Genomic DNA, 23,739 nt, shown 5'->3' on the forward strand with positions numbered 1-23,739 from the left:
TTTCAGTAGGTTAGTGAATGTAAATTCGATATAAATACACAAAAAATAAATAAATTTCCCTTTTCAATGCTACAAGCTACTGTTTTTAAATTTAAATAGGACAGTAGCTTGTGAAAAAATTAGTTTCATACTTTGTAGGAAATAGTTTTCTAGTAAACTTATTAAGTATCATGATGGTGCTATTTGGAATTATCTCCCTTGCCCATATGAAACGAGACTTAATCTCTAATTGGTCTTCAAAAAGAATTCAAGTAACGGCCACTCTAACAGGTGCAAGCGCTTCTCAAGTTGAGAGATTTCTTACTTATCCAATTGAGCGTGCCATAAAAGGTAGTGCTGGTATTGATAAGATTTGGTCAAATTCACAACAAGGGTATATGCGTATCAATGTTGATGTAAAAGACGAATTTGAAGAAATCAATGATCTAGAAACACGCATTAAAGACTCTATTGAAACGATTCGTGGAGACCTTCCTTCTGAAACTAAAGATATTGTCGTTCGCCATATTAAGCAAACAGACTCTTGGTTTAACTACTATGCAATTTTAAACTTTGATCAAAATAGCGATCTCCATCAGAATTGGCTTTTAAAAATTGAAGAAGAACTTGAAAGGATTAATGGTATTTCAAGAGTTGATACTTACGGCTACACTAAAGATCTCTATATTAAGCTAAAAGTTGATAATATGGCCCGCTACAGAATTGCTCCTTCTGATATTTATAATAAAATTAAAGAAACATTTAGAATTTACCCTCTAGGAAGTATTCGCAAGGGAAGTGATTCTTACTCAATTGAAATTGAAAATCTTAAATATGATATCGAGTCTCTTAATAATCTTTTAATTCGTTCTAATAACTCAAGCCACACGCTTCGCCTCAAAGACTTAGCAACTCTTGAGTACCGTTTGCCCAAGATTAACAGAACTAATTATACAAATGGTAAGCCGGGGATAAGCTTTAATATCTTTAAAGATGTTGAAGCTGACTCAATTACATTAAAAGAGATGTTAGAAGATAAACTCGCTAAGATAAATAAAGAAGCTCCAGAAGAAATAAATATCATTAGTGTTGAGGATGGCCCTGCATTTATTGAAAGGCAAATTAATGCACTTCAGTCGAATGCTCTAATGGGAATCATTCTTGTTCTTATCACTCTTTGTTTGTTTCTTGGTTTTAAGACGGCAATTATGACGTCTATTGGGATGCCTCTTGCTTACTTCTTTACCTTTACTGTACTTGAAACAATGGGGATCTCAATTGATCTAATCTCTGTCGTAGGAATGTTACTCGTAATCGGTATTCTTGTTGATGATGCTATTATTATTTCAGAACAATATATGCAAAATCTTGAAAAGGGTGCAAGCTCTAAAGACGCTGCTGTTGGAGCAGTCCTTTCCACTTGGAAGCCTATTTGTGGAACCGTTGCTACCACTCTGATTGCCTTTACTCCTATCCTTGTTGGAAAGGATTCAATGTCAAATATCTTAATGGCAATTCCTGTTGTTGTTTTCTCTGCTCTTCTTTTGAGTTTGTTTGAAAGTTTCTTTATTCTTCCAAACCACTTAAAGCACTTTGTGACAAAGGCAAATGCACATCATGAGTCAAGCTACTTTCAACGATTTAAACGCGGATACCTGAGACTTCTTGATGGCGCATTAAGGTGGCGTTATATAGTTTTAGCAGGCTTTGTTGTGGCCATGATTGGTTCAATTATATTTGCAAGCAAGAATATCAATTTCAATTTCAATTTAAGTATCTCTTCTGAGACTGTTGAATTTATTGGAGCATTAAAAAAGTCTGAGGGCCTTGATGATTCGTATAAACAACTTGCTCCGCTTGAAGAGGTAATGAATAAGATTGATAAAAATAAATATAATAATTATCAATTTACGATTGGCCAAAATTATACAAATGGTAAGAAACAAGAAGGTCCACAATATTTTAGCTATCGAGTTTCATTTTCTCAGCTTGATAATAATGTTGAGGCCAATAAGAAAGATGTTCAAGACTATCTTAAGGATCAGCTCAAAGAACTAGAGAAAACAGGTAAGTTTGAAAGATTGGAAGTAAAAATTGCAAAAGGTGGAAATGATGAAAGTCGTGAAAATCTCGTTGAAGTAACAATTCAGTCCCTCTCTCCATTTAATGTTGAAGAGGTAACAGAGTATACAAAGAAGGCCATTGAAGATTTACAGATTGAAGGTATAAAGTCGGTAGATTTAGATGATTCTCTTTTTAAGGATGCTTGGGTTTTCACTCCTAAGAAAAATGAAATACAATCTCGTGGGCTCTCTCTTGGACAGGTCTCTAGTCAACTTGTTCAATTTATTAATAAGAATGAAGTTTATGAGTACACAAGTGGTAATCGTAAAATTCGTTTCTTAACTTATGCTGCTGATGGGGATGACTTAACTTTTGAAGAGCTTGGAAACCTTCCTGTTGTTCTTGCAAATGGTGAAGTCATTAAGTCTTCAGAGATTGGTACTTGGAAGAAGCAGAAGAAGCAATCAGTAATTAGACACTCAAACTTAATGAGAAAGGTTGTAGTAGATCTTCCGTTTGATAAAGAGATTGTAAAAAAAGAAGTACTGATTAAAAAAGTTGATCTTCTAACAAAAGAGCTTTCAAAAAAATATCCAGACTTAATGTTTAATGCACAAGATGCTGATGAGCAGTCGAGAAAGAATAAGAATTCGATGATTAAGAAATTTGCATTTGCTCTTCTTGGTATCTTCTTCGTTCTTGCAATTGTTCTTAGAAGTATCATGCAACCACTTCTTATTTGTTCTGCTATTCCATTTGGTGTTATTGGAGTTATTTGGGCATTCTACTTTCAGGGACTAGATATTAGCTTAATGGCAATTATCGGTATCATTGGAATGGCCGGGGTTGTTGTTAATGACAGCTTACTTCTTGTTGTGACAATTAATGAGAAAAGAAGAGACTGGTTTAGCTTTCACCGCCCTGAAATCCTTGAAGGAGCAGGAAGTCGACTTAGAGCAATCATTCTAACAAGTATCACAACTCTTGGTGGTGTTTTCCCAATGGCCTATGCAATTGGTGGAGACTCTGGATTTACTAAGGGGCTGGCCATGAGTATGGGATGGGGACTACTTTTTGCAACAGTTCTAACCCTTATTGTCCTTCCTTGTATGCTACTTATTCAAAGAGACTTTATGGTTTTCTTTAAGCGTAAAATTTTAAGAAAAGGAATAGTTGAGGAAATTATTGAAGAAGTTGATGAAGTTGTTATCGTAACTAATAAGTTAGAAGAAGAAAGTGTTATTCATTAGAATAACTCTTTCTCCGCTTCTTTTGCTTTTTGCTCTTCAATTTTCTTGATCATTGCCTCTCTTTTGAGAATACGATCTATGCGGTAGAGGATGGTCTTTTCAAGGATTCCATCTGAGCGAACTAGTCGCCATCCTTGTAGGAAGTCTTTTTCAATCATCTGGCGACGATAGATTGAAACCTTAGAAACTTCTTGTTTTCCGCGATACCCTTTAATGACATTAATAACTAATTTAAATTGAGCTGCCTTTACCATTTCTTTAGAGCCAAAGGCATCAGAGAAGTTAATTTGACTCGTATTGTTGATCCAGCGAGTTTTTACGACTCCAGCTTCTTGGTTTTTAACTGAAATATCGTACTGTTGCATAATTTCTAAAACTGCTTGCCATGTTTGATTAAAATTGGACTTGTAGGTCTTTGAAGGAATCTCTGATTCTTCAACAAGTTGTTCAAATTGCTCGTACGAACTACAACTAAATAGCAGGGAAAAAAGCACTATTATTTTTAACATTTTCATATAATTATAATAACATAGTCATAGACTCGATCGAGATAGAAAAATTGACACCAAAGGAGACGGTAGTGGAGCATTTTGGTCAGATGAAGGAAGTTTTAAAACTTGAAGCTGATTCAATTCTAAGAGTTATTGATCTCTTAGATGAGACGATGTGTAATAAACTGACAGATGTCTTCGAGTATCTCCATGCCCACAACGGACAAATGGTTTTATGTGGTGTTGGAAAGTCTGGACTTATTGGTGAGAAACTATCTTCAACATTTAGCTCTTTAGGTCTTCGCTCTATTTTTCTTCACCCTACAGAGGCCCTGCACGGTGACCTTGGGAGAGTTAGTGAAAACGATGCAATTATCTTCTTATCGAAATCTGGCACAACGAGCGAAATTCTTAAATTAATTCCATTTCTAAGAATTAGAAAAGAAAATCGAATAGCACTCGTAGGTGATTTATCAAAGCAAATTGCCCTTGAATGTGGAATATCTTTTGACTGTTCTGTAGAGCGTGAGGCCTGTATTAATGATCTCGCTCCAACAACTTCTTCAACCGTTGCTCTTGCTATGGGGGATGCAATTGCTGTCGCCTATGAGAAATTTGTAGGACTTTCGCGTGAAGGTTTTGCAATTAATCATCCAGGTGGAAAATTAGGAAAGTCCCTTACGATGAAGGTAAAAGATTTAATGTGGGTTTATAAAGAATGTCCAATACTTAAATCAACTAATCTTCTAAAAGATGCAGTTCTTGAAATGACGAATAAGCCTCTAGGGGCATTGGCCGTTATTGATAATGGCAACTTTAGTGGAATTCTTGTGGAAGGTGATATCAGGCGCTCAATTGCTAAGAACGCCAATGCGCTTGAAACGGCACTAAGTGAAATCATGACAAATGAGCCAAAGAAGGTTTCTTCAGATGATCTTGCAATCGATGCGCTTGCACTAATGGAACAGAATAAGATTTATGTTCTTCCTGTTATTGATGGGACTGAATTTAAGGGTTTTATTCGCATGCACGACCTACTGAAGGAAGGCTTCTAGTTGGCCCTAAAGTGAAAAATCCTTAATTTCTTGTTTAAAGTTCTCTGTTCGAATTAGTTCTCGTCCATCTTGCTTGATTACGGCCGAGATCCCTGTATTTGTTGCTCTTATAATTGGAAGGTTAAATTCCACAGCTCGCCACTTTGCTAAGAATAAATGCTGCTCTTGTTCTGAATAAGGCCCGTACCAAGAATCATTAGTAACATTGACAATGAAGTCTATTTTCTCTCCACGCTTCTTAACTTCTTTAATATACTTCCTAACATAGCGAGGGAAGAGAACTTCATAACAGATAAGTGATATAAAGTTTTTATTTTTGACTTCAAAATTTGTGTACTTCGTTCCACTTGCAAAGAATGAAATATTAGTTAGGTGAGGGGCAAGGTACTTATTCAGTGGACCAAAAGGCAGGCCCTCTCCAAATGGAATAAGAACTTGTTTGTGATAAACTTGGTCAATGATCCCTTCTCCTCGAGATAAGATAGTCGCATTATAAGTATTTTCTAAGACGCTCGGATCTGCTGAGGCGAGATCGTATGTTCCAATGAAGTAACTAGCTTCACTTTTAACGAAAAGCTCCGTTAACTCACTAGCAAGTTTTTTATTTTCCTTTGAAAAAACAAATCTCGGATACGATGTCTCAGGCCAAATTACAAGGTCAATATCATCAACTCCATCAGCTAGACTTAGATCCTTATAGATATTAATTACCTCAGACGAAGCAAGCCTAAGGCCTTGTTCAGATTTGAGCTTTAAGTCGTTCCCAATATTTCCTTGTACAATGCGAATCTTAAGGTCATCTCCAATTTTGGCCTTAATAGGACCTACACCAAAGTTAACAAGTAGGAGTGATAGAATTATTCCACCTTGTACCTTGTGGAGCTTTTGTTTTTGATAGAACATGAAAATAAGATGTCCTATAAATAAGCTTAAGAAGCTATAGAATGGTACACCTAGTAGTCTTGCTGGCTTTAGAAATGGAGAGATCTTAAGCCATGGGTGACCAAAAAGAGCTGGGAATTGTTGTGGTGTAAAGTATTCTAGAACTACAAAAATTAGTGAGTAGAGGATTCCTCCTGCTAGTGTATCAACTTTCACATACTTCTTTAGAAAGAAGACAATGATGAGAAAGAGGTAGAACTGAGGGGCGATAATAACTGAAAAAAGTTGCCACAGAATAAAGTTGAAAGGAAAGAATAAATTTCCAAACTCATTTAACGTAAAAGTTAACCAGTAATATCCAGCAAAATTATATCCCCAACAGAATAAGAAAATATTTAAGAGATTATGTTTAAATCGATTTTCATTTTTTAATCCGTAAAAAAGAATGGCCGCACTTAAAAAAATGGTTGGAAAGATTGTGAATTTACCAATGAATGGGAAATTTAACGCGTAAATGATACCTGCAAGAATGTGTACAACTGGCAGGAAGAATTTATATTTCAGCAGGCTAGACATACTTTATTGTCGTATATGATTTAACATTTGCCAATACTAAGCTTATGAAATTACAATATTCTTATGGATAAAGAATTCTTAAACGACATACAAAAACATCAACATCTCTTCATGGAAGATAATATTGCACAGGAAGTGCAACTTATAACATGTCCGAAGTGCGATAGTGAAGATATCTTTGAGGCCCGTTGCCAAAATTGCGACTTCGATTTATCTTTCAATCCATTAGGAGAGCCATTAGGGGAGAAGAGTTTCTATACTTTTCGAGAGAGGTATTGGCTAACATTATCTCCTCTTGAAATGGAAAACCCTGCGATTTTTCAAGGTGATGTGAAGTTTAAGAAGTTCATGATTAAAGTCCGTCGCCGCTATAATAATCTTCTTGATTACTTCTATAGCGAAGAGTCGAAGAACGATAAACTTAGACCTTTATATCTACAAGAGCTTGTCGATATTGTTATTGAGATGATGAATTCAGGTGTGAGTGAGCAAGAAATTTGGCAACCTTATACGCAGAAGGGAATTGATGAAATCTCTCTCTATGAACGTATTAAAGAGGCCATTTCTGAAACACGAGAGCATAATAAAAGCCAAGTCGAAAGTTTTCTTGATTATAAAATGATGGGATTTTTTAAGGTATCTTATTTATTATATGGAATGCTGGCGGTGATTTTTATTATGGGGACGACCCTTGCGCTTACGTCCTATTTAAGGGCCATCTAGAAATTATATTATTTTCTGATAATTACTTTTGGAGTGTTTGCTACTTCTCTCTTGCTTCCTTTGTAATTAGCAAGTTTTCCGTTCGTTTTCGTGTTTAGCTTCTCTGCAAGTTCAACTGCTGCTGTCGCATCAACACGTCCTGAAGATTTAACCTTTCCATTAAAAGTGATCTCTTTCTTTGCAGTGATTGAGATAATCTTCTTGATTTGTTTTGCTGAAAGACCTGGGTATCCAGCTTTTAACATTGCAGCTACTCCCGAAACAAATGCTGTTGCTTGTGAAGTACCTGTTAGTAGTCCATTTCTTGATGTAGGAATAGCAGAGTTAATCTTATATCCTGGTGCTGAAACGTCTACAGTTTGTGCTCCCCAATTTGAAGAATTAAGGATCTTCATTGACTGGTCGTGAGCAGTTACTGTAATGATATTTGATAACTTGTAGCTTGCTGGGAAATATGCTGTTTTCTTGTTATCGATATTTTCTTGCTCGTTACCAGCTGCTGCGACAACGATAATTCCCTTTCTTTCTGCTTTTTTAAGAATTTCAAGTTCTTCTAAATCTGGCTCTGGTCCACCACCAGAGTAGTTGATAATATCAACACCAAGATCAACTGCATAACGAAGTGCCTTGATTGTTGAGTTTAAGTTATCCTTACCTGAAGCATGGCGATTGTAATACTTAAGTGAAAGAATCTTAACATTTGGGAAAACTGATTTAATAATCCCTGAAACGTGAGTTCCGTGACGGTTTTTATCATAAGGAGTATTCACATTACTTGCGCCCTTAGAGAAGTCTAGGCCAAAGTTAGTAATACTAGCATCACCTTTAGGTACATAAATATTATCTTTAAGGAATGGGTGAGTTGGATCAATACCTGTATCAATTACTGCTACTACAACTTCTTTTTGAGTTGTTAGCTTCTTAAGTGCTCCTGGAAGATTAATTGAACCTTGCGCAAAGTTATTCTTAATTCCCCAGCTTGAAAAACGAGATCTAAGTACATCAGTATTTGATGTTTCTTTTTGGTATTCTTTTTTGAAAACACGTTGTCTTAATTGATCAAATGATAATTTTTGACCTTTTTCAGCTCCAAAAGCAAAAGAGCTAGCAATTAAAGTAGAAAGTAGAAGAAAAGATTTTAGTTTCAAAAAGTGCTCCTTAGTAACTCAAACTCACTGTTATAGAATGCACAGCATGTGCCAACACTATGACAGAATTCTACCTACTTAAACCGTTCACCTATAGCCTATATGGATAGTTTATAGATAGGTGTCAAAATCTTATACACTATTTTGAAAGTGGTGATAGAAAATAAGGCCAAAAGGCCACCGTGTTCATTACTCCACTTTATTAAGTTACCGTAATTATTATATCAGACTTTGGCATGGCCCGTGCTTAATTATGAATAGAAGAAGAACTTACCATGGAGGGTAATTCAGTGAAAACAATTTGGACATTATCAATTAGCATCTTTGTCTTTGCATATGTCATGATCGTAGCACCAATTAATAACACAAATTCAAGTACTACGAGTCCTAAGGTAGAGGAGATCCTCAAATCAAATGAACAAGTTAAGAAAGTTTTACAAAGGGATATATCAAAATATGTCTATATAAAGAAGGAGACCTTTAGTGTAGACGAGGGGATGGCCCTATAATAAAAAAGCCTGCAGTTGCAGGCTTTTTTAACTAACATTTGGAATATGTAAAAAGCTACGATGCTCTTCGCATGTGTTGTTCTTCACGCTCTCTTTCTTCAGCGTGTGTGATACATAAATCGGCCCATGGTTGGTTTTCAAGCCTTTTCTTACCAATTAGCTCGTCGCAATCTTCACAGTGTCCGTAAGTACCGTCTTCAATACGGTGAAGGGCCTCTTCGATTTGTCTTAGTTTAGTCATTGCTCTAGCACGCATATTAAATGTAACCTGTTGGTTAATTACTGCGTTTGCTACGTCACCTTCATCAGGTAGATCATCTGTCGACATCTTAAGGTCTTCAGTACTTGTTAGAATACCACCGTTAAGAATCTCAGCTTTAGCGGCCAATAACTTCTTTTTAAAATAATCTAGTTTTTCAGCTTCCATTTAGTCCTCCTCCTTAACGAAGTAAAACAAGCAAAGTTTGTTGGTTAAACTATTACGCGACACTTAATTTTAACCTTGAATTTATTTAGTTCAAAAGTTGTTTTAAAAGTCGGCAATTGTTGCTTTTAATTCATTTTCAATAGTTGCCCTAAAACCTCAGCCTTTGCTTCGCTCTGAAGCTCCTTGGGAACCTATTGTAGGCACTCTTCGTATGTGGGTGGAAAATAATTAAGTTAATTTCTTTTTACTAATAATATCGGTAAGTTCTGCCGGTAATAAAAAAAGGACGCTGAACGCGTCCTCATTTTTTTCGCCTAAATTTATTGGCATTAAACTATGATTATCGTTGATCCATCTCTTCTTTGATATACGGTCGGTTAAGACTAACGGCGCCAGTGTTTGAATTGACTATGAAGTACTGGTCGAAAGTTGTCGTGGCCATATCTGCTAGGACGTAACTCGTACCATTTGTAAGAACCCCAGTATCAAGTATTCCAACGAATGAATTGGGGTTGATAAAGACATAGTGATTACTTAGAGAAATGGCCGAACCAGCATTATTATTACTATGAATATCTGTTGGATTATACCCATCAGTATGACCTATATATAGAACATTTTCATAACTAACATTAAACGTATTTGTTCCTTTGTTTGAGAAGAATGCATATGTGTTAACTGGAGCTGGGTCAGTGAACATATTGCCAATGAACTCAAGATTCTTAAAGGCAAATGTTTCAGAAGTCGACATTGAATAATCAATCTTATCAACAAAGAGTGAACCAATAGGGGATGCAAAGTTATTATTCTTCACACTAATATTTTCAAATATTAAAGAGTCACCAGTATTCTCAGTTGAGTATGTTCCGGCAACTAAGCCTGTTGCTGCACATCCTGTACTGCCTTCAATCGTATTATTTTCGAATTGAATATTGAAAAATTGTGCACGGTCATCACCATAATTATTATAGTGATTGATTCTACCCATTAATAAACCTGCATCACCAGAGGTATCGCAATCAAAACTCATCGTAGAATTGGCAATTCTTAGGTTTTTAATTCGTCCATATTCAACATAAGGAAAAATTCCATTATAGCTTTTGTAAAGGCCAGTATAGTCATTATTAATATTTGAAATAGTAAATCCGGCACCATCAAATGAACCGTTAAATGGACTATTATCAGCAGACAGTTGAAGGAATTGTCCACCCATATCAATATTGGCCGTTAATCTAAAATTGAAGTTACTCATGAATAAATTATTTCTAATGAATAATAAATCTTCTGAATTTGAAATTAAAAATGGACTAAATTCTGAGCCTGTTACTATAGCACGTCCGTTTGATGTAAATCTCATAAATCGATTAAATGCAATATCCAATCTCGAGTTTCCATCTGCTGTGAAGAATTGGCTTCCAGTAAAGGTAGAAGGTAGAGATTTATTTGTAAGGTCGTTAAATGTAATACTAATCTCGCCTCCAGGAGTTCCATAATTTAGTGCTCTTTGAGCAAGGGCCGTTGAGCTATCTGTATAGCCTTGATAAACAATATCATTTACCGTAATTCGACTTAATATATTTGATAATGATGTTTCGTTGATAAATCCGATGTAATCGACAATATTAGAAGTACTAGCTCCCCATCTTGTATAGTGGTGACCATTTACTATAACGTGGCTATTTGAATTAGGCATAACTCCAATAAGAGATCCGCTTGAGTTCCCTGTGGCATAACCAAGGTCCGTAAAAAGAAACCCTGAATAGAAGTTATTATTAAAGTTAACAGAAGAGTAATTAATAGTTGAAGTTAATGTTCCCAGCGCACCACCAGCACCTTCAAGTCCTGAAGAGCTTATAGACGCTCCTGAGATTGAACTTGATTCAACGTGATTAAGGCCGAAATTCGCTGAACTTTCATCTAGGCTTAAATGACCAATGAGTCCACCAGCACTTCCATCAGCACTTACAATTGCTCTTGTTGATGAGTTATATACTCTAAGTGAATCGCTAGTATTAGCATATGATGCATGACCGATAACTCCACCTGCATTTTTTAATGTTGTATTTATGCTTCCAGTTGTTATAGATGAACGAATCTGTAACGTTTCTGGGTTGTATATCTTACCAACAATACCTCCTGCTGCTTGTGCAGGGCCGTAAGATAAATCACTATTGATATCAAGGTGTACATTACTTCCACCTAATTCAAGTCGGCCATAGTTATTTGCGGCAGTTGACATGTGTTGCCCTAGGACTCCACCAATAACGGCCGGAGCATTAGAGGTGTATGAATTAATAAATGCGTAATTATTGCTATAGCTATCTATATTGGTATTGTTCTCAGAGAAACCAATAAGTCCTCCTACCGATTGTTGTATATTTGATGAGTCAATCTCTATATTGATACTGCCTTTTATATCATAGACTTGAACTTCTCGATTATATGTCGTATCGGTTGCTCCACTCGTTAAGGAACCAACTAGTGCACCTATGTAATTACTATCAGAAGTCGGAAGTCCAGTACATTTAAGTTTAAATTCATCAAAAGAAATTCTTTCGAATCTTGTATTCACATTTTTTGATATCGTACCGTCAAAGTAAGATTGATTTACAAGTGCACCACATGAGTAACCAACACTAGGGCCAGAAGGAGTTGTCGATGGTGTCGAGTTCGTCATTGATCCTGTGATCATTAATTCGTGAAATTCGGAAGAGTCTCCAAGGTACTTGGCAAAAATAGGCCCGTTAGTTAGAGAGTTCACATCGATATTTAAATGTTCAATACTAGCAGATTCATCTGTTACATTAGTTCCTATGCTATTAAATAATGTATCAGAGGCACCAACGATATGAGGTTTACTACTAACACTTAAAAGAATGTCTCCTTGAATACTTCCTGTGAAGTCTGTACTAGTTGTTGCTGGAGTACTTCCTGCGAAATCAATCTTTTTCCCGATGATGTAGCCATCGGAAGGGTACGATACAATATTATTAAACTGAGTTGATGTACAAATTATATTAATTCCTCTTGAAGCAGCACTATCGGCGGCAAAAGGGGAGCCGGAAGCAGCACCATCAAAGGCGCAGGAATTGTAGCCGACAAGGAAAGTTAAGCCATTTATTGAGTCTTCTTTCGCTAGTAAGTAATCTTTAGATGGAAGGCCTAATGACTTTGGAAGTTTTTGAGAGAGTGATGCACCTGAACAATTATTATCATAATAAGCTATAATCTCAACCGGATTATAAAACCCTTTGTCACTTGTAACGACGTTATATTCGTTAGTGAGGTTATAAGTATAGATATTTCCAGCATTTGGCGTTAAACATTTTGATTCTAGAGTTAGGCTAGGATCGACAACTCCTTCCGCATTAGTTGTCAGGTAGCGAATCTTAAGTGATTGAGCATTACTTGGGGCCTCATCACAGCTATCTCTTTTTCCTTTTCCCACAACCTGAACAACACCGTGACAAGTTTCAACCTTAAATTGATTTCCAGTCGAACTGTCGTGAACAACTGTATTTGTAAGAGACGCACAGTTTGAGGTAGTCATTACTAGGTTCATTGGTGTTTGAGATGAATTCACATCAGTGTTTATTTGAGAGCAGTACTTTGTTCCTGTAAGATTTGATGGAGTTGCTCCACTGTGCCAACCAATGGCCTTAACATCGTAATTTCCAAAAGGAAGTTCAATTTCAATTTCAGAAGATGAGCTAGGATCAAGCCCAATTTGAAACACTTGTTTTGTCGTATTATTTCGTCCAAATATAAGTACACCACCATCAAAATTTGAACTTAAATCACCAACTAGAAATTGTGACTTAGAAAATGTAACTTTAGTATTTGATGTTTTTACTCCACATGAAGAAAGTAGTAGTGATACTAGAAATAATCCAAAAATATGACGGTGCATAAGGTCCCCAAATTCAATATAATCCACAAAACCTATCGGTTAAGAAAATAGTAACCTTTAAAGAATCAGAGACAAAAAAATACCGGATTTCAGAGTTTTAGGTGAATGATTAGTCAAGGAGATGCCACTTTATAGTGTCATTCTAGTCATACATATAGATGAATTCCTGTCCAGTATTAGTACTTAAGGTTAGGTTACCTGATTGAGTAGGTGTGCCAGATACTCTAATTGAACATGTCGTTCCAATTGAGCAAGAGGTATCTCCACCAAGTGTTAGCGAATCAGGACTTGAAGAGATTATAAAGTGTAGTGTGTTGTCAGTATTATTTGTTACATAAATATCTGCATATCCATAAGTAGAAATATTAATGTTAGTGTTTGGAGCTGGTGTTAGGTCAGAGTGCGAGGCCGTAACAATTTCTTGGGCCGTAACAGTAAAGCGCTTTTCTGGTGATGTGACATCTGTACCTAGGCTAGAGTCAAAGTAGCTTGCTGTTAACTTGAACTCAAATGTATCATCAATATTAAAGTTCGATGAACTCCCATCAAGAAGAACGTCACCAGTGCTTTCATCGTATGAAATAGGATCAGAGCCAACAGGGTAGCTACATGCAACTAATGATGTGTCATCTGTTCCGGCCACCTTATATTCACAGGTATAGTTTATTGAACTTCCTTTATAGCTATCGTTGTCTACATCGTATGGCCCGCCAACTTGTACTGTAAGTGAAGTGTTTCTTTCAAATGAATAAGTTGAACCTGAAAGCGAGATCTCAAAAGGGGTAGGTGGCATTATATATTTAAAATATGTCCCATCGTAGAAGTGGCGATCGTTACCGGAAGCATCTTTTTCCCCAATACTATTCATCGTAGTGAGTTTGCCATTTAGCCCGCTTGAACAGTTTGTAGTTCCACCGTTACTGTCTTCATAACCTTCAATTCTAAGAGGTAAGTAAAAGCCACCTTTAAGTCTAATAGGTAGAACAAGTCCAATAGAAGAATCAAGAACCATTTTTGCGTAGTCGCTTCCATCTACTAGGTTACCATTAGTGCTGCTGTAGCACGTATTCATTGCTTCAGTGAACTTTGATTGGGTATGGATTTGATTGCGGTTTATAGGTCCTTCGTAGTGAGGAATACCAAATTTTAAAGACAAGTCTGTCGCGTTAAACCTTACATATTCACCCATATTACAATTTGTCGTTTCACAAATAGACATATATTTGGCAGTTTGAAGGCCATCAATAAATTCGGCACAAGGATGGCCTGTGTCTACAACATTAGCCGGTGCCACTCCATCAACTTTTGTCAGATTAAAGTTAAAGGTTGTTTGTTCGGGAATTGAAGCATTCTTTACGACTGAGCAATAAAGGTCACCCTTCATCATTTCTCCGGCGCTCGAGCCATGCCAGCCTAGAACCATAATTTTCCAAACTCCATTATCAAATTCGTGGTCAAGGCTTGCTTGTGAGAGAGGAACAACATGAAGAAGAGGTGGCCGGTCTGACGGTCCACCAACAGCTAACATAACAGCTCCATTATCAAAGAGTCCTGCTACTTGAGAGAAAGCACCCTGAAGTTTAACTTTAACACTTGAGGACTTTCCTCCACATGAAGTAAGGATGATAGTAAATAGAATAAGTAGCATATTGATAACTTTCATAAATTCCTCAGGCAGCTAGTTAACTAAATAAATTATCGTCTATCTCAATAATAAACTTTAATATGCTTCTCACTAAACCTATCGTGATTACAGTATGTTAGTGGAGAAGGAACCAGAGGGGGTGCCAATAATTAGGGGAAGTTCTTCAGCTTTAGATAAGAGTCTATTCACTGAGCGATAGAATGAGCGTTACGAGGTATATTTGCCAATGGAGCAAATTATACATATTTAACAAAAGACTTCGGGCTTAGAACTAGCTCACCCAAGCGCTCCTTTTCATGGATATACTTTCTTAATTCGTCTTGTGCCTTATTGATAGCTGATGCAGGCTTGGGTTGATCATATTTCATGAGAAACTCTTCTCGTACACCTGCGGTAACCTCAGATAGAAGGTCGTTAATTAATTCCTTGGATGACATTCTTAAAGCACAGGCCATAAGGTCAAGGCTGAAGTTTAAGAAGAATTCACGCTTCATATCTGTTGTCATATATCGGAGTCGATCGATATCTTCTACTGACTCAGAAATATTGATAGCAAGCTGAGGGTTCTTGTCGTGAATCTTAGCAAGTTGCTTTTGATAATCATCAGGATTTAAACCATTGAAAAGGTTTGTATCAAGACCTTTTAATTTATTTTCTCTCTTTTTAACAAGAGAACCAATTGAGTCATATGTAATTGAATTTAGCGTTTGGGTGAATTCAACGCCAATGCGAAGAAGGTGAGTTTGTAAGCCTTCTCCTGAGAGGCGGTAGCGGTTTACTGAAGCGATCTTGGCTTCATGTTGCTGTGGTAACTCTTGATCCGTAATAGAAGTGATATAAATTACTTTACCGATCTCATACTTTGCTTTTCTTTTGGCATCAATAACAAAAGCAAGCCCTCTAAGTGAGATGTCGAGAATAATATCATGTTGGACTTCGTTTTCGCCTTCAACTTCGTAAGAGATATTTTTGAAGTCTGGATATTTGTATGTAAATCTCTCCACACTTCGACGATCACGCATTCGGACTTCACTAGGTGTCTTAAATGAGAGTCCACCATCTTCTAACTTGAAGATATCTTTTTTAAATATCATATCCCCAGCTGGATAGTGAAAGAAAACTGGAGAAAGGGGAGCGATACGAGTGTAATAAGGTGCACTTTCCTTTGTTAATTTAATTGAGCATTTCTCAACTGTAACAGATTTAAAAGTTGCAGTGTATTCTTCACGCATATCTTCATTGTTTTGCCAAAACTTCAAAACAGCACAATCCTCGTGGAGCTCAGTGAGCCTTTTGAGAATATATTCTTGATCGAAAGATGACCATAGTTTCATATTTTTATACTTCTTTAATACTTATTGTTTCTTATTAAGATCTCGCCAGCTACGTCCCTTTCGGTTTGCTCTGTTCTTTTGCCAAAAGTCTACGGCCTGACTGTGCTTTTTATATGTTTTAGAAAAAACGTGAGTTCCGTCATTTTTAGAGACAAAGTAAAGGAAGTCGTGCTTCTTGGGGTTAAGTGCTGCTTTTAGTGCCGCAAGACCAGGATTAGCAATTGGTCCAACTGGAAGACCTGAGATCTTGTAAGTATTGTATGGAGTCTTTTGTCTAAGGTGTTTCTTACTGATATTGCCTTTATATGACTCCCAGATTCCGTAAATCGTTGTTGGGTCAGATTGAAGACGCATTCTCTTTTTAAGACGATTGTGAAAAACACCTGAAATAGTTGGTCTTTCAAATTTTGCACCCGTTTCCTTTTCAACCATTGAGGCAAGAGTTACTAGCTGATGCTTTGTTAGCCTTACTTTTGAAAAGTCTAAGTCTTTTGTTTTATCTTTAAAGTTATCATACATGCGATGGATAATTGCACGTGCTTTCATCTTCTCATGGAATTGATATGTGTCAGGATATAGATAGCCTTCTACTCGACCTGCTGGAATACCTAGAGAGTGAACGAACTTCTTATCCTTTGCTTCCTTGATAAAGTCTTTTTCATCAACAATCTTCTCATCGGCCAAGGCCTTGGCGATTTGAAATAGGTTATAGCCTTCTGGAATTGTCACTCGGACAGTTAAGCTCTTACCACTAATTAGTAAAGCAAGTAGCTCATCCATTGTGATACCTTTTGGGATGATATAGCGACCGGCCTTAAAACTTGTTAGCTTCCCCTCGAATTTTACATAACGATGGAAGAGGCGCGGTGAGTAGATGATCTTATCTTGTGCTAAACGATAGTTAATCGTTCCAAAAGTGTCTCCACTGTTAATCTGGAATTCGGTTTCGGGTCCACCGTATTGCCAATGATAAATATTGTAGTAAGTGTGTGCCACTAAGAGGCAGATCGATAATGCAGGTGCAAGCACCAAAAAAATAAATAAGTTTTTCTTTGTCATAATAGCAATAGGATATCTTATTTTTAGATTTTGTGAAATTAACTTCTTATGAAATCTTCCAAGATAATCACGGCACTAAGTTCATCAATTTTTGTTGGGTCAAACTGAAAATTATATTCTGGAGAGTTTAACATTCGTTCCTTGGCCGACTTAGTCGTTAAGGTTTCATCTTGTTGATAGAATTTTACACTAGGAAACTTCTCAACTAATGCGTTGAAAATGGCCTTGTGTTCTTTAGTCTTTTCACTTTCATTACCATCAACAAAGTAAGGTATACCCATAACGATTACTTCTACGACTTGCTCTTCAATAACTTCTGCAAGTTCACTATAAAAGTGGCCGATCCCTTTATTGATGATTCTACCGGCACCAATAGGAAATGGCTCTCGGCCAGGGCAGTAGAAGCCAAGACCAATCACTTTCTCACCGTAGTCGATTGAGAGGATATTAAGACCGCGAAGTTCTTCAAATTTAGGATAGCTAGAAAACTCATTCATATTAGATAGTTATGCCCATTTTGGTGCCTCAAGTCAATCTCGAAAGTCAGCTTGACTAGCAAGGGGGGAGGGTTTATGATGAGTTTATCTATTTAAATCAATACCAACCAATTTAATCTAATAAATCCATGCCATTAATGGATCATTAATAGAGGCAAATTCTAAATAAATCCAATTTTATATATTCAGATATTTCAGGAGTAGTACATTTTATGCATTTAAGTGAATTGAGAGAGATGGAAATCAAAGAGTTAAACAAAATTGCTGAAAAGGCAAAAATTGAAAACTCTGCGGGAATGAAAAAACACGAACTAATCTTTGCTATTCTAAAAGCACACGCAAAAGAAAAACAGGACATTTTTGGAAACGGTGTTCTTGAGATCTTACCAGATGGTTTCGGATTCTTAAGATCTCCTGGTTATAACTACCTTCCTGGTGCCGATGATATTTATGTATCACCAAGTCAAATTAGAAAGTTTGCCCTTAAAAAAGGAGACTCTGTCGAAGGACAAATTCGTCCACCAAAAGATAACGAAAGATACTTCGCTCTTTTAAAAGTAAGCACAATCAACGATCAAGAGCCTGCTGCTCACAAGAAGACAGTTCTTTTCGATAACTTAACTCCATTATACCCACAAAAGAAGATTAACCTTGAGTTTAATCCAAGCAATTACTCAACTCGTATGATCGATATGTTCGTGCCACAAGGGTTCGGACAACGTTGTCTGATCGTTGCTCCTCCAAAAGCTGGTAAGACACACTTATTACAAGAGGTTGCAAACGCAATTACTGAAAATCACCCAGAATCAGTTCTTATCGTTCTTCTAATTGATGAAAGACCGGAAGAAGTAACTGACATGAAGAGAAATGTTAACGCGGAAGTTGTTTCATCAACATTTGATGAGCCTGCAAACCGTCACGTTCAAGTAGCGGAGATGGTTCTTGAAAAAGCAAAGCGTCTTACTGAAGCTGGCAAAGATGTTATTATCCTTCTTGATTCAATTACTCGTCTTGCGCGTGCATATAACACTGTTGTTCCACCATCTGGAAAGATCCTTTCTGGTGGGGTTGACTCAAATGCACTACACAGACCAAAGAGGTTCTTCGGTGCTGCTAGAAATATTGAAAATGGTGGTTCTCTTACAATTATCGCTACTGCACTTGTTGATACAGGCTCAAGAATGGATGAAGTTATCTTTGAAGAATTTAAAGGAACGGGTAACTCTGAAATTCAACTTGATAGAAAGCTTCTTGAGAAGAGAATCTTCCCTGCTCTTGATATCAACAAATCTTCAACTCGTAAGGAAGATCTACTTATGGATCAACTAGATCTACAAAGAACTTATGTTCTAAGAAAGGTTCTTCACCCAATGAGTACTATTGATGCAATGGAATTTATGCTTCAAAGAATTACGAAGAGTAAAACTAATGCAGAATTCATGGACTCAATGAATAGCTAAGAAAAAGCTAAAAGGATTTTAAATGAGCATGTTTGATAAGCTTGATTCAGTTGTACAGCGCTTTGAGGTACTGACTGAAAAAATGGCAGACCCAACATTATATGATAGGCAAGAGGAGTTCAAAAAGATTTCAGCAGAACGTGCAAATCTTGAAGAAGTTGTCATTGCTTACAAAAAATATAAGCAAATTAAAGAGGATATTGCCGAAGCAAAAGAGATGCTTAAGGAAAGTGATCCTGATATGAAGGAGATGGCAAAAGAAGTTCTCGATGAGAATGAGCCATTAATTCCTGAGCTTGAAGATGAGCTTAAGATCCTTCTTCTGCCAAAAGATCCACTAGATGATAAGAACGTTATGGTTGAAATTCGTGCCGGTGCTGGAGGGGACGAAGCTTCGATCTTCACTGGTGATGTTCTAAGAATGTACCAGAACTACGCTCGCTCGGTAGGCTGGAAAGTTGAAATTGACTCTCTTTCTGAAAACGATGAAGGGATTAAAGAGGTTATCTTTTCAATTTCTGGTGAGAAAGTTTACTCAAAGATGAAATATGAATCTGGTGTCCACAGAGTTCAACGTGTTCCAAAAACAGAATCTCAAGGGCGTGTCCACACTTCAACGATTACAGTTGCAGTAATGCCTGAAACTGAGGATCTTGAGTGGGAACTCGACATGAATGATGTTCGTGTTGAGGTTATGCGTGCCTCTGGTTCAGGTGGGCAGCACGTTAACACGACTGACTCTGCGGTTCGTATGACTCACATTCCAACGGGAATTGCAGTTTATAACCAAGATCAAAAGTCACAGCTTAAAAATAAAGAAAAGGCCAAGAAGATTCTTGCAGCACGTATTTTTGATAAAATGCTACAAGAAAAGAATGCTTCTGAGGCAGCTGAGAGAAAAGGCTTAATCGGTACAGGTGATCGTTCTGAGCGTATTAGAACTTATAATTATCCTCAGGGGCGTTTAACTGACCACCGTATTGGTCTGACTCTTTACTCTCTTGATAAGATTATTGAGGGTGATATGGCCCCGGTTCTTGATGCACTAATTGCTCATAACCAAGCAGAGTTGCTTAAAGGCCAAGAGGAATAAGTAGTAGCATGAGCTTCACTACACTTGGGGACTACATCGGCTCGTTCTTTAATGAGAATAAAAAATTCTTAGCGGCAAACTACCCTGGAATTACTCTTTCTCGTTTAAAGGCCGAGCTGAAGGACTTCTGTCGTATCCTCGAGTCTCAATTCGATGACATTTATATTTCTGAAAATAAAGGTGTCATTGAAGAGTTCTTAAAAAAAGTCAGACAGGGGACACCTCTCGAATACATTAGCAATCGTGCTTTCTTTTATCGCTCTTCTTTTTATGTAAATGAAAATGTTCTTATTCCTCGAAGTGAAACGGAAATCATGGTGGAGTGGACATCTGAATATATTAAGAAGAATAAGCTCAATGATATCTCTATTGCAGATATCGGCACAGGAAGTGGGGCAATTGCCCTAAGTTTAGCAGGAGAAATTGGAGAAATTGAAGCGAGAATTGTGGCCAGTGATATTAGTCCTATGGCCTTAGAAGTTGCTCGTGCCAATAAATTCTTTCACCGATACCGCTATCCAAAGACTGTAAAAATTGTCTTTGAAGAATCTGATTTATTAACAAATCTCGATGAGAAATTCGACATCATCATTAGTAATCCTCCATATATTAAGGAAGCCGCTGACTTAAGTGAAGTACATGGACAGGTTCATCGTTTTGAACCTCATCTTGCTCTTTACTTAAAAGATGAAGATTACGATAATTGGTTTAAAAATTTCTTCCAACAAGTGGAGGAAAAGTTGAATACCGGTGGCCTGTTCATAATGGAAGGTAGTGAATTGCATTTAGAACACTTAAAAGATATTTTAAGTGAATATCAATTCTCTAATCTTGAACTGATTAAGGACTACACTGATCGCTACCGTTTTCTAAAAGGAATTAAAAATGGATAAAATTATAGTTAAAGGACCAGCACGTCTTTCTGGTGAAGTTGAAATATCTCCGGCCAAGAATGCCTGTCTGCCAATCTTAGCGGCAATCCTTTTAACAGATAAGAAAGTTACATTAACGAGTCTACCAAAGCTTCGTGATATTAATACAATGCTTAAGCTTCTTGAGATGATGGGCGTACAATGTGATCGAAATGGAAAGGATATTACATTCGATGCTTCTTCTCTAAGTTCTCACGAAGCAACTTATGAGCTTGTTAAAACAATGCGTGCATCGATCTTTGTTCTTGGGCCACTTCTTTCGCGTCTTGGAAAAGCTAAAGTATCACTTCCTGGTGGTTGTGCCATTGGTACTCGTCCAATTGATATTCACCTCGACAACCTTGAGAAGATGAATGTTAAGATTGAAATGAAAAGTGGTTACGTTTACGCAGAAACAGATCACCTTAAAGGTGCTCATGTAAAGCTTAAGTTTCCATCTGTTGGGGCAACGGAGAACCTAATTATGGCGGGTGTCTTTGCTGACGGTCAGACTATTATTGAGAATGCAGCAATGGAGCCAGAAATTGATGACCTTGCAAATTTCTTAAACTCACTAGGTGCGAAGGTTTCAGGAATCGGAACATCTCGTATTGTTGTTGACGGAGTTAAGGAACTTAATGGTGGAACTTACCAAGCAATTGGTGACCGAATTGAGGCCGCAACTTATATTATCGGAGGCCTTATGACAAAGTCTGAGGTTACGATAAAGAACTTCAATCCAAAGCATCTTTTTAATGTTCTTGAAAACCTTCAAGGCATGGGAGCAAAGCTTGAGATCGGTGATAACTTTGTTAAGACATACCCATCTTCACTTAAAGGTTCAAAAGTTATTACTGAGCCATTTCCTGGTTTCCCAACTGATGTTCAAGCACAGATGGTTGCACTTTTAACTGTTGTTGAAGGGAACTCTCTTGTGACAGAAAATATTTTTGAAAATCGTTTCATGCATGTGCCTGAACTTACTCGTCTAGGTGCAAGTATTGAGCAATTAGGAAGCTCTGTCTTTATTGAAGGTGGAAAGCCTCTAACGGCAGCTCCTGTAATGTGTACAGATCTTCGTGCCTCAGCAGCTCTCGTTCTTGCCGCTCTTTGTGCATACGGTGAAACGAAAATTGATCGTGTTTACCATCTTCAGCGTGGTTATGAAGATCTACCGGAGAAGCTTAAGAAGCTTGGTGCAAGTGTTGAACTCGTAAACGAATAGGGAGAAGCGTAATGAGTGATTGTTTATTTTGCAAAATTCTAAATGGTGAAATTCCTTCAACAAAAGTATTTGAAAATGAAAGCGTTTATGGCTTTCAGGATATTCAACCACTTGCAAAAGAGCACTATCTCTTTATTCATCGCAATCACTCAAAGAATGTGAATGAGATGGATCGCGATGATATGGCCCAGGTGTTTGATGCCATTAAAGAATTCACACAGTCGAATGAACTCGAGAATAATGGCTTTCGTGTGGTTTCAAATATTAACGATCACGGATGTCAGTCTGTTTATCATACGCATTTTCATGTACTTGGCGGTGAGCAACTTAAAGGCTTTGGCGCTTAAGTATCCCACAATTAAAAAGTTCTATTTCAAATTAGAAATATAGTCTCCTTAGAATTGATTTTCGCTATAACGGCAAAAAATAATTCTAAGGAGATTTTTTATGCGTTCAATTTTTCTGATTCCCATGATTCTACTTCTTTCATGTGGAAAACCAAATGAAAGTGTACTTGTTGACCAAGGCCTTAATCCGAGCTTTAAAGGCCAGTCACTTATTGCAACTCAAATTCAATGTCAGTCAATTCAATTCAATTTTTCAAGTGAAGAAATTTCTTGTCCAACGACATTTATCAATGAAGAGAAGCTATTCTTATTCTCTGCTGATCAAGAAGATATCGATTTTAATACTTTAAATGATCTTTCACTTATCACTCTTAGAATTTCTACCAAGGCTGATCTTCAGGCTCGTTTTTACCTCGTTTCAAAATATGGAAAACGTCTAAGTGAAACTGTTTTCTTTGATGGAAAGAGTGATCTGAATTTTAAAGAGAAGAATATTGGAGACTTCCTTGCGCATGAGGTTTATTTAAAATTGGAAGATTATTATACAAGTGGAGTAAGGCCTGTTTCTGTTCGTGATGAAGAAGACCAAAATTGTGATACTGGTTTATTTAATGTCGAAGATGTAAATATTGAAGATCTTCGTGGTCAGTGTCCAAACCTTAAGGTTATCACAAATTTTAAGGCAGTGGTTAATGCTCCTGTTTATAATGAAAACTCTGACTTTAATATGGAAAACGTTGATTATTACATTCCTGCAACTCGTAGAAAAAATCCATTTAATGGAAAAAATTATACAATACCGGCCCCTCTTATTCGTTTAAATTACCGTATTTTTAAATATATGAAAGAACAAGAGTTAGAAGTTAATAGATTTTATAATATTGTAAATAACGAGTTTGGACTTGATATCAAAGAACTAGATAATGAAATTTGTGAAGAAGAAGGAATCTTAGCAATACAGTCGTACTCAGAATTAAAAAAGAAATGGATGACTCTTGACGACCAATCTGCACGAAAACAATCATTTCAATCGGTTCATATTAATGGTGAATATATTGATTTTAAAAGTAATTATAAAGTTAAAAGGTGCTATCCGGTTAAACCTAAATTAAGCGGATATATCCTTATTAAGGAATAATGAAAGCCTCCGAAAT

General features: G+C 36.9%; 19 protein-coding genes. 10 read left to right on the forward strand and 9 right to left on the reverse strand.

The features are described 5' to 3' along the window. Positions 1–110 precede the first annotated feature (110 nt). Positions 111–3,293, forward strand: a complete 3,183-nt coding sequence (locus M902_RS12525) for an efflux RND transporter permease subunit (protein ID WP_021268156.1) — start codon at positions 111–113, stop codon at positions 3,291–3,293. On the opposite strand, the gene M902_RS12530 is transcribed toward M902_RS12525, so the two are convergent. Further along, entirely contained in the window at positions 3,290–3,808 is a 519-nt protein-coding gene (locus M902_RS12530) for a hypothetical protein (RefSeq protein ID WP_156979846.1), read from the reverse strand. The two genes, M902_RS12525 and M902_RS12530, sit on opposite strands and share 4 nt — an antisense overlap. A 65-nt stretch (positions 3,809–3,873) precedes the next feature. Here M902_RS12530 and M902_RS12535 point away from each other — a divergent pair, with 65 nt between their 5' ends. Further along, on the forward strand, positions 3,874–4,839 hold the full coding sequence (locus M902_RS12535; protein ID WP_021267798.1) for an SIS domain-containing protein: 966 nt from the start codon (positions 3,874–3,876) through the stop codon (positions 4,837–4,839). Between the two features lie 6 nt (positions 4,840–4,845). On the opposite strand, the gene lnt is transcribed toward M902_RS12535, so the two are convergent. Further along, positions 4,846–6,297 (reverse strand): apolipoprotein N-acyltransferase, encoded by a 1,452-nt coding sequence (gene lnt / locus M902_RS12540; RefSeq protein WP_021268467.1) that lies wholly within the window; start codon positions 6,295–6,297, stop codon positions 4,846–4,848. A gap of 63 nt (positions 6,298–6,360) precedes the next feature. Here lnt and M902_RS12545 point away from each other — a divergent pair, with 63 nt between their 5' ends. Further along, positions 6,361–7,020 (forward strand): hypothetical protein, encoded by a 660-nt coding sequence (locus M902_RS12545; protein WP_021268101.1) that lies wholly within the window; start codon positions 6,361–6,363, stop codon positions 7,018–7,020. Between the two features lie 8 nt (positions 7,021–7,028). Here the strand turns inward: M902_RS12545 and M902_RS12550 are convergent, their stop codons facing one another. Beyond that, on the reverse strand, positions 7,029–8,168 hold the full coding sequence (locus M902_RS12550) for a S8 family serine peptidase (RefSeq protein ID WP_021268263.1): 1,140 nt from the start codon (positions 8,166–8,168) through the stop codon (positions 7,029–7,031). Positions 8,169–8,458: 290 nt separating this feature from the next. On the opposite strand from M902_RS12550, the gene M902_RS12555 reads away from it, so the two are divergent. Further along, a complete protein-coding gene (locus M902_RS12555; RefSeq protein ID WP_021268600.1) occupies positions 8,459–8,677 on the forward strand; it encodes a hypothetical protein in 219 nt (72 codons plus the stop codon). 55 nt (positions 8,678–8,732) lie between these two features. Here M902_RS12555 and M902_RS12560 read toward each other — a convergent pair whose 3' ends face one another. The 6 genes from M902_RS12560 to ruvX form a co-directional block, all read right to left on the reverse strand. Then, positions 8,733–9,104, reverse strand: a complete 372-nt coding sequence (locus M902_RS12560) for a TraR/DksA family transcriptional regulator (RefSeq protein ID WP_021268656.1) — start codon at positions 9,102–9,104, stop codon at positions 8,733–8,735. A 340-nt stretch (positions 9,105–9,444) separates the two neighbouring features. Further along, positions 9,445–13,014 carry a hypothetical protein gene (locus M902_RS12565; protein ID WP_021267765.1) on the reverse strand — a complete coding sequence of 1,190 codons (3,570 nt, stop codon included), beginning with the start codon at positions 13,012–13,014 and terminating at the stop codon, positions 9,445–9,447. Positions 13,015–13,156: 142 nt separating this feature from the next. Next, positions 13,157–14,677: a hypothetical protein gene (locus M902_RS12570; RefSeq protein ID WP_021268100.1), complete on the reverse strand. Its 1,521-nt coding sequence runs from the start codon at positions 14,675–14,677 to the stop codon at positions 13,157–13,159. A gap of 218 nt (positions 14,678–14,895) precedes the next feature. Then, positions 14,896–15,993, reverse strand: coding sequence for a FliG C-terminal domain-containing protein (locus M902_RS12575; protein WP_021268019.1), 1,098 nt, complete (start codon positions 15,991–15,993; stop codon positions 14,896–14,898). Positions 15,994–16,014: 21 nt separating this feature from the next. Then, positions 16,015–17,052 carry an endolytic transglycosylase MltG gene (gene mltG / locus M902_RS12580; RefSeq protein WP_021268537.1) on the reverse strand — a complete coding sequence of 346 codons (1,038 nt, stop codon included), beginning with the start codon at positions 17,050–17,052 and terminating at the stop codon, positions 16,015–16,017. 38 nt (positions 17,053–17,090) lie between these two features. Continuing rightward, the gene (gene ruvX, locus M902_RS12585; protein ID WP_021268279.1) at positions 17,091–17,549 is read right to left on the reverse strand and encodes a Holliday junction resolvase RuvX; all 459 of its coding nucleotides are present in this window, start codon (positions 17,547–17,549) and stop codon (positions 17,091–17,093) included. Between the two features lie 212 nt (positions 17,550–17,761). Between ruvX and rho the strand changes: the two genes are divergently transcribed. The 6 genes from rho to M902_RS12615 all read left to right on the forward strand — a co-directional run bounded on the left by rho (position 17,762) and on the right by M902_RS12615 (position 23,723). After that, positions 17,762–19,009, forward strand: a complete 1,248-nt coding sequence (gene rho / locus M902_RS12590) for a transcription termination factor Rho (RefSeq protein WP_021267786.1) — start codon at positions 17,762–17,764, stop codon at positions 19,007–19,009. 28 nt (positions 19,010–19,037) lie between these two features. After that, positions 19,038–20,102: a peptide chain release factor 1 gene (gene prfA / locus M902_RS12595; RefSeq protein WP_021268618.1), complete on the forward strand. Its 1,065-nt coding sequence runs from the start codon at positions 19,038–19,040 to the stop codon at positions 20,100–20,102. Positions 20,103–20,110: 8 nt separating this feature from the next. Beyond that, positions 20,111–20,995, forward strand: a complete 885-nt coding sequence (locus M902_RS12600; RefSeq protein ID WP_021268194.1) for a HemK/PrmC family methyltransferase — start codon at positions 20,111–20,113, stop codon at positions 20,993–20,995. Continuing rightward, positions 20,988–22,238, forward strand: coding sequence for a UDP-N-acetylglucosamine 1-carboxyvinyltransferase (murA, locus tag M902_RS12605; RefSeq protein ID WP_021268093.1), 1,251 nt, complete (start codon positions 20,988–20,990; stop codon positions 22,236–22,238). Before M902_RS12600 ends, murA begins: the two co-directional genes overlap by 8 nt. Before the next feature lie 11 nt (positions 22,239–22,249). Then, a complete protein-coding gene (locus M902_RS12610) occupies positions 22,250–22,585 on the forward strand; it encodes an HIT domain-containing protein (protein ID WP_021268086.1) in 336 nt (111 codons plus the stop codon). A 100-nt stretch (positions 22,586–22,685) separates the two neighbouring features. Next, positions 22,686–23,723, forward strand: a complete 1,038-nt coding sequence (locus M902_RS12615) for a hypothetical protein (RefSeq protein ID WP_021268032.1) — start codon at positions 22,686–22,688, stop codon at positions 23,721–23,723. Positions 23,724–23,739: the final 16 nt, after the last annotated feature.

Origin of the sequence: Bacteriovorax sp. BAL6_X (genome assembly GCF_000443995.1) — a bacterium.
Lineage (GTDB): Bacteria > Bdellovibrionota > Bacteriovoracia > Bacteriovoracales > Bacteriovoracaceae > Halobacteriovorax_A.

Excerpts from the sequence above, each read along its gene's own strand:
- M902_RS12530 (WP_156979846.1), bottom strand. The coding sequence starts at position 3,808 with ATGAAAATGTTAAAAATAATAGTGCTTTTTTCCCTGCTATTTAGTTGT.
- lnt (WP_021268467.1), bottom strand. The coding sequence starts at position 6,297 with ATGTCTAGCCTGCTGAAATATAAATTCTTCCTGCCAGTTGTACACATT.
- M902_RS12545 (WP_021268101.1), top strand. The coding sequence starts at position 6,361 with ATGGATAAAGAATTCTTAAACGACATACAAAAACATCAACATCTCTTC.
- M902_RS12560 (WP_021268656.1), bottom strand. The coding sequence starts at position 9,104 with ATGGAAGCTGAAAAACTAGATTATTTTAAAAAGAAGTTATTGGCCGCT.
- M902_RS12565 (WP_021267765.1), bottom strand. The coding sequence starts at position 13,014 with ATGCACCGTCATATTTTTGGATTATTTCTAGTATCACTACTACTTTCT.
- M902_RS12570 (WP_021268100.1), bottom strand. The coding sequence starts at position 14,677 with ATGAAAGTTATCAATATGCTACTTATTCTATTTACTATCATCCTTACT.
- M902_RS12575 (WP_021268019.1), bottom strand. The coding sequence starts at position 15,993 with ATGAAACTATGGTCATCTTTCGATCAAGAATATATTCTCAAAAGGCTC.
- mltG (WP_021268537.1), bottom strand. The coding sequence starts at position 17,052 with ATGACAAAGAAAAACTTATTTATTTTTTTGGTGCTTGCACCTGCATTA.
- ruvX (WP_021268279.1), bottom strand. The coding sequence starts at position 17,549 with ATGAATGAGTTTTCTAGCTATCCTAAATTTGAAGAACTTCGCGGTCTT.
- rho (WP_021267786.1), top strand. The coding sequence starts at position 17,762 with ATGCATTTAAGTGAATTGAGAGAGATGGAAATCAAAGAGTTAAACAAA.
- prfA (WP_021268618.1), top strand. The coding sequence starts at position 19,038 with ATGTTTGATAAGCTTGATTCAGTTGTACAGCGCTTTGAGGTACTGACT.
- M902_RS12600 (WP_021268194.1), top strand. The coding sequence starts at position 20,111 with ATGAGCTTCACTACACTTGGGGACTACATCGGCTCGTTCTTTAATGAG.
- murA (WP_021268093.1), top strand. The coding sequence starts at position 20,988 with ATGGATAAAATTATAGTTAAAGGACCAGCACGTCTTTCTGGTGAAGTT.
- M902_RS12610 (WP_021268086.1), top strand. The coding sequence starts at position 22,250 with ATGAGTGATTGTTTATTTTGCAAAATTCTAAATGGTGAAATTCCTTCA.
- M902_RS12615 (WP_021268032.1), top strand. The coding sequence starts at position 22,686 with ATGCGTTCAATTTTTCTGATTCCCATGATTCTACTTCTTTCATGTGGA.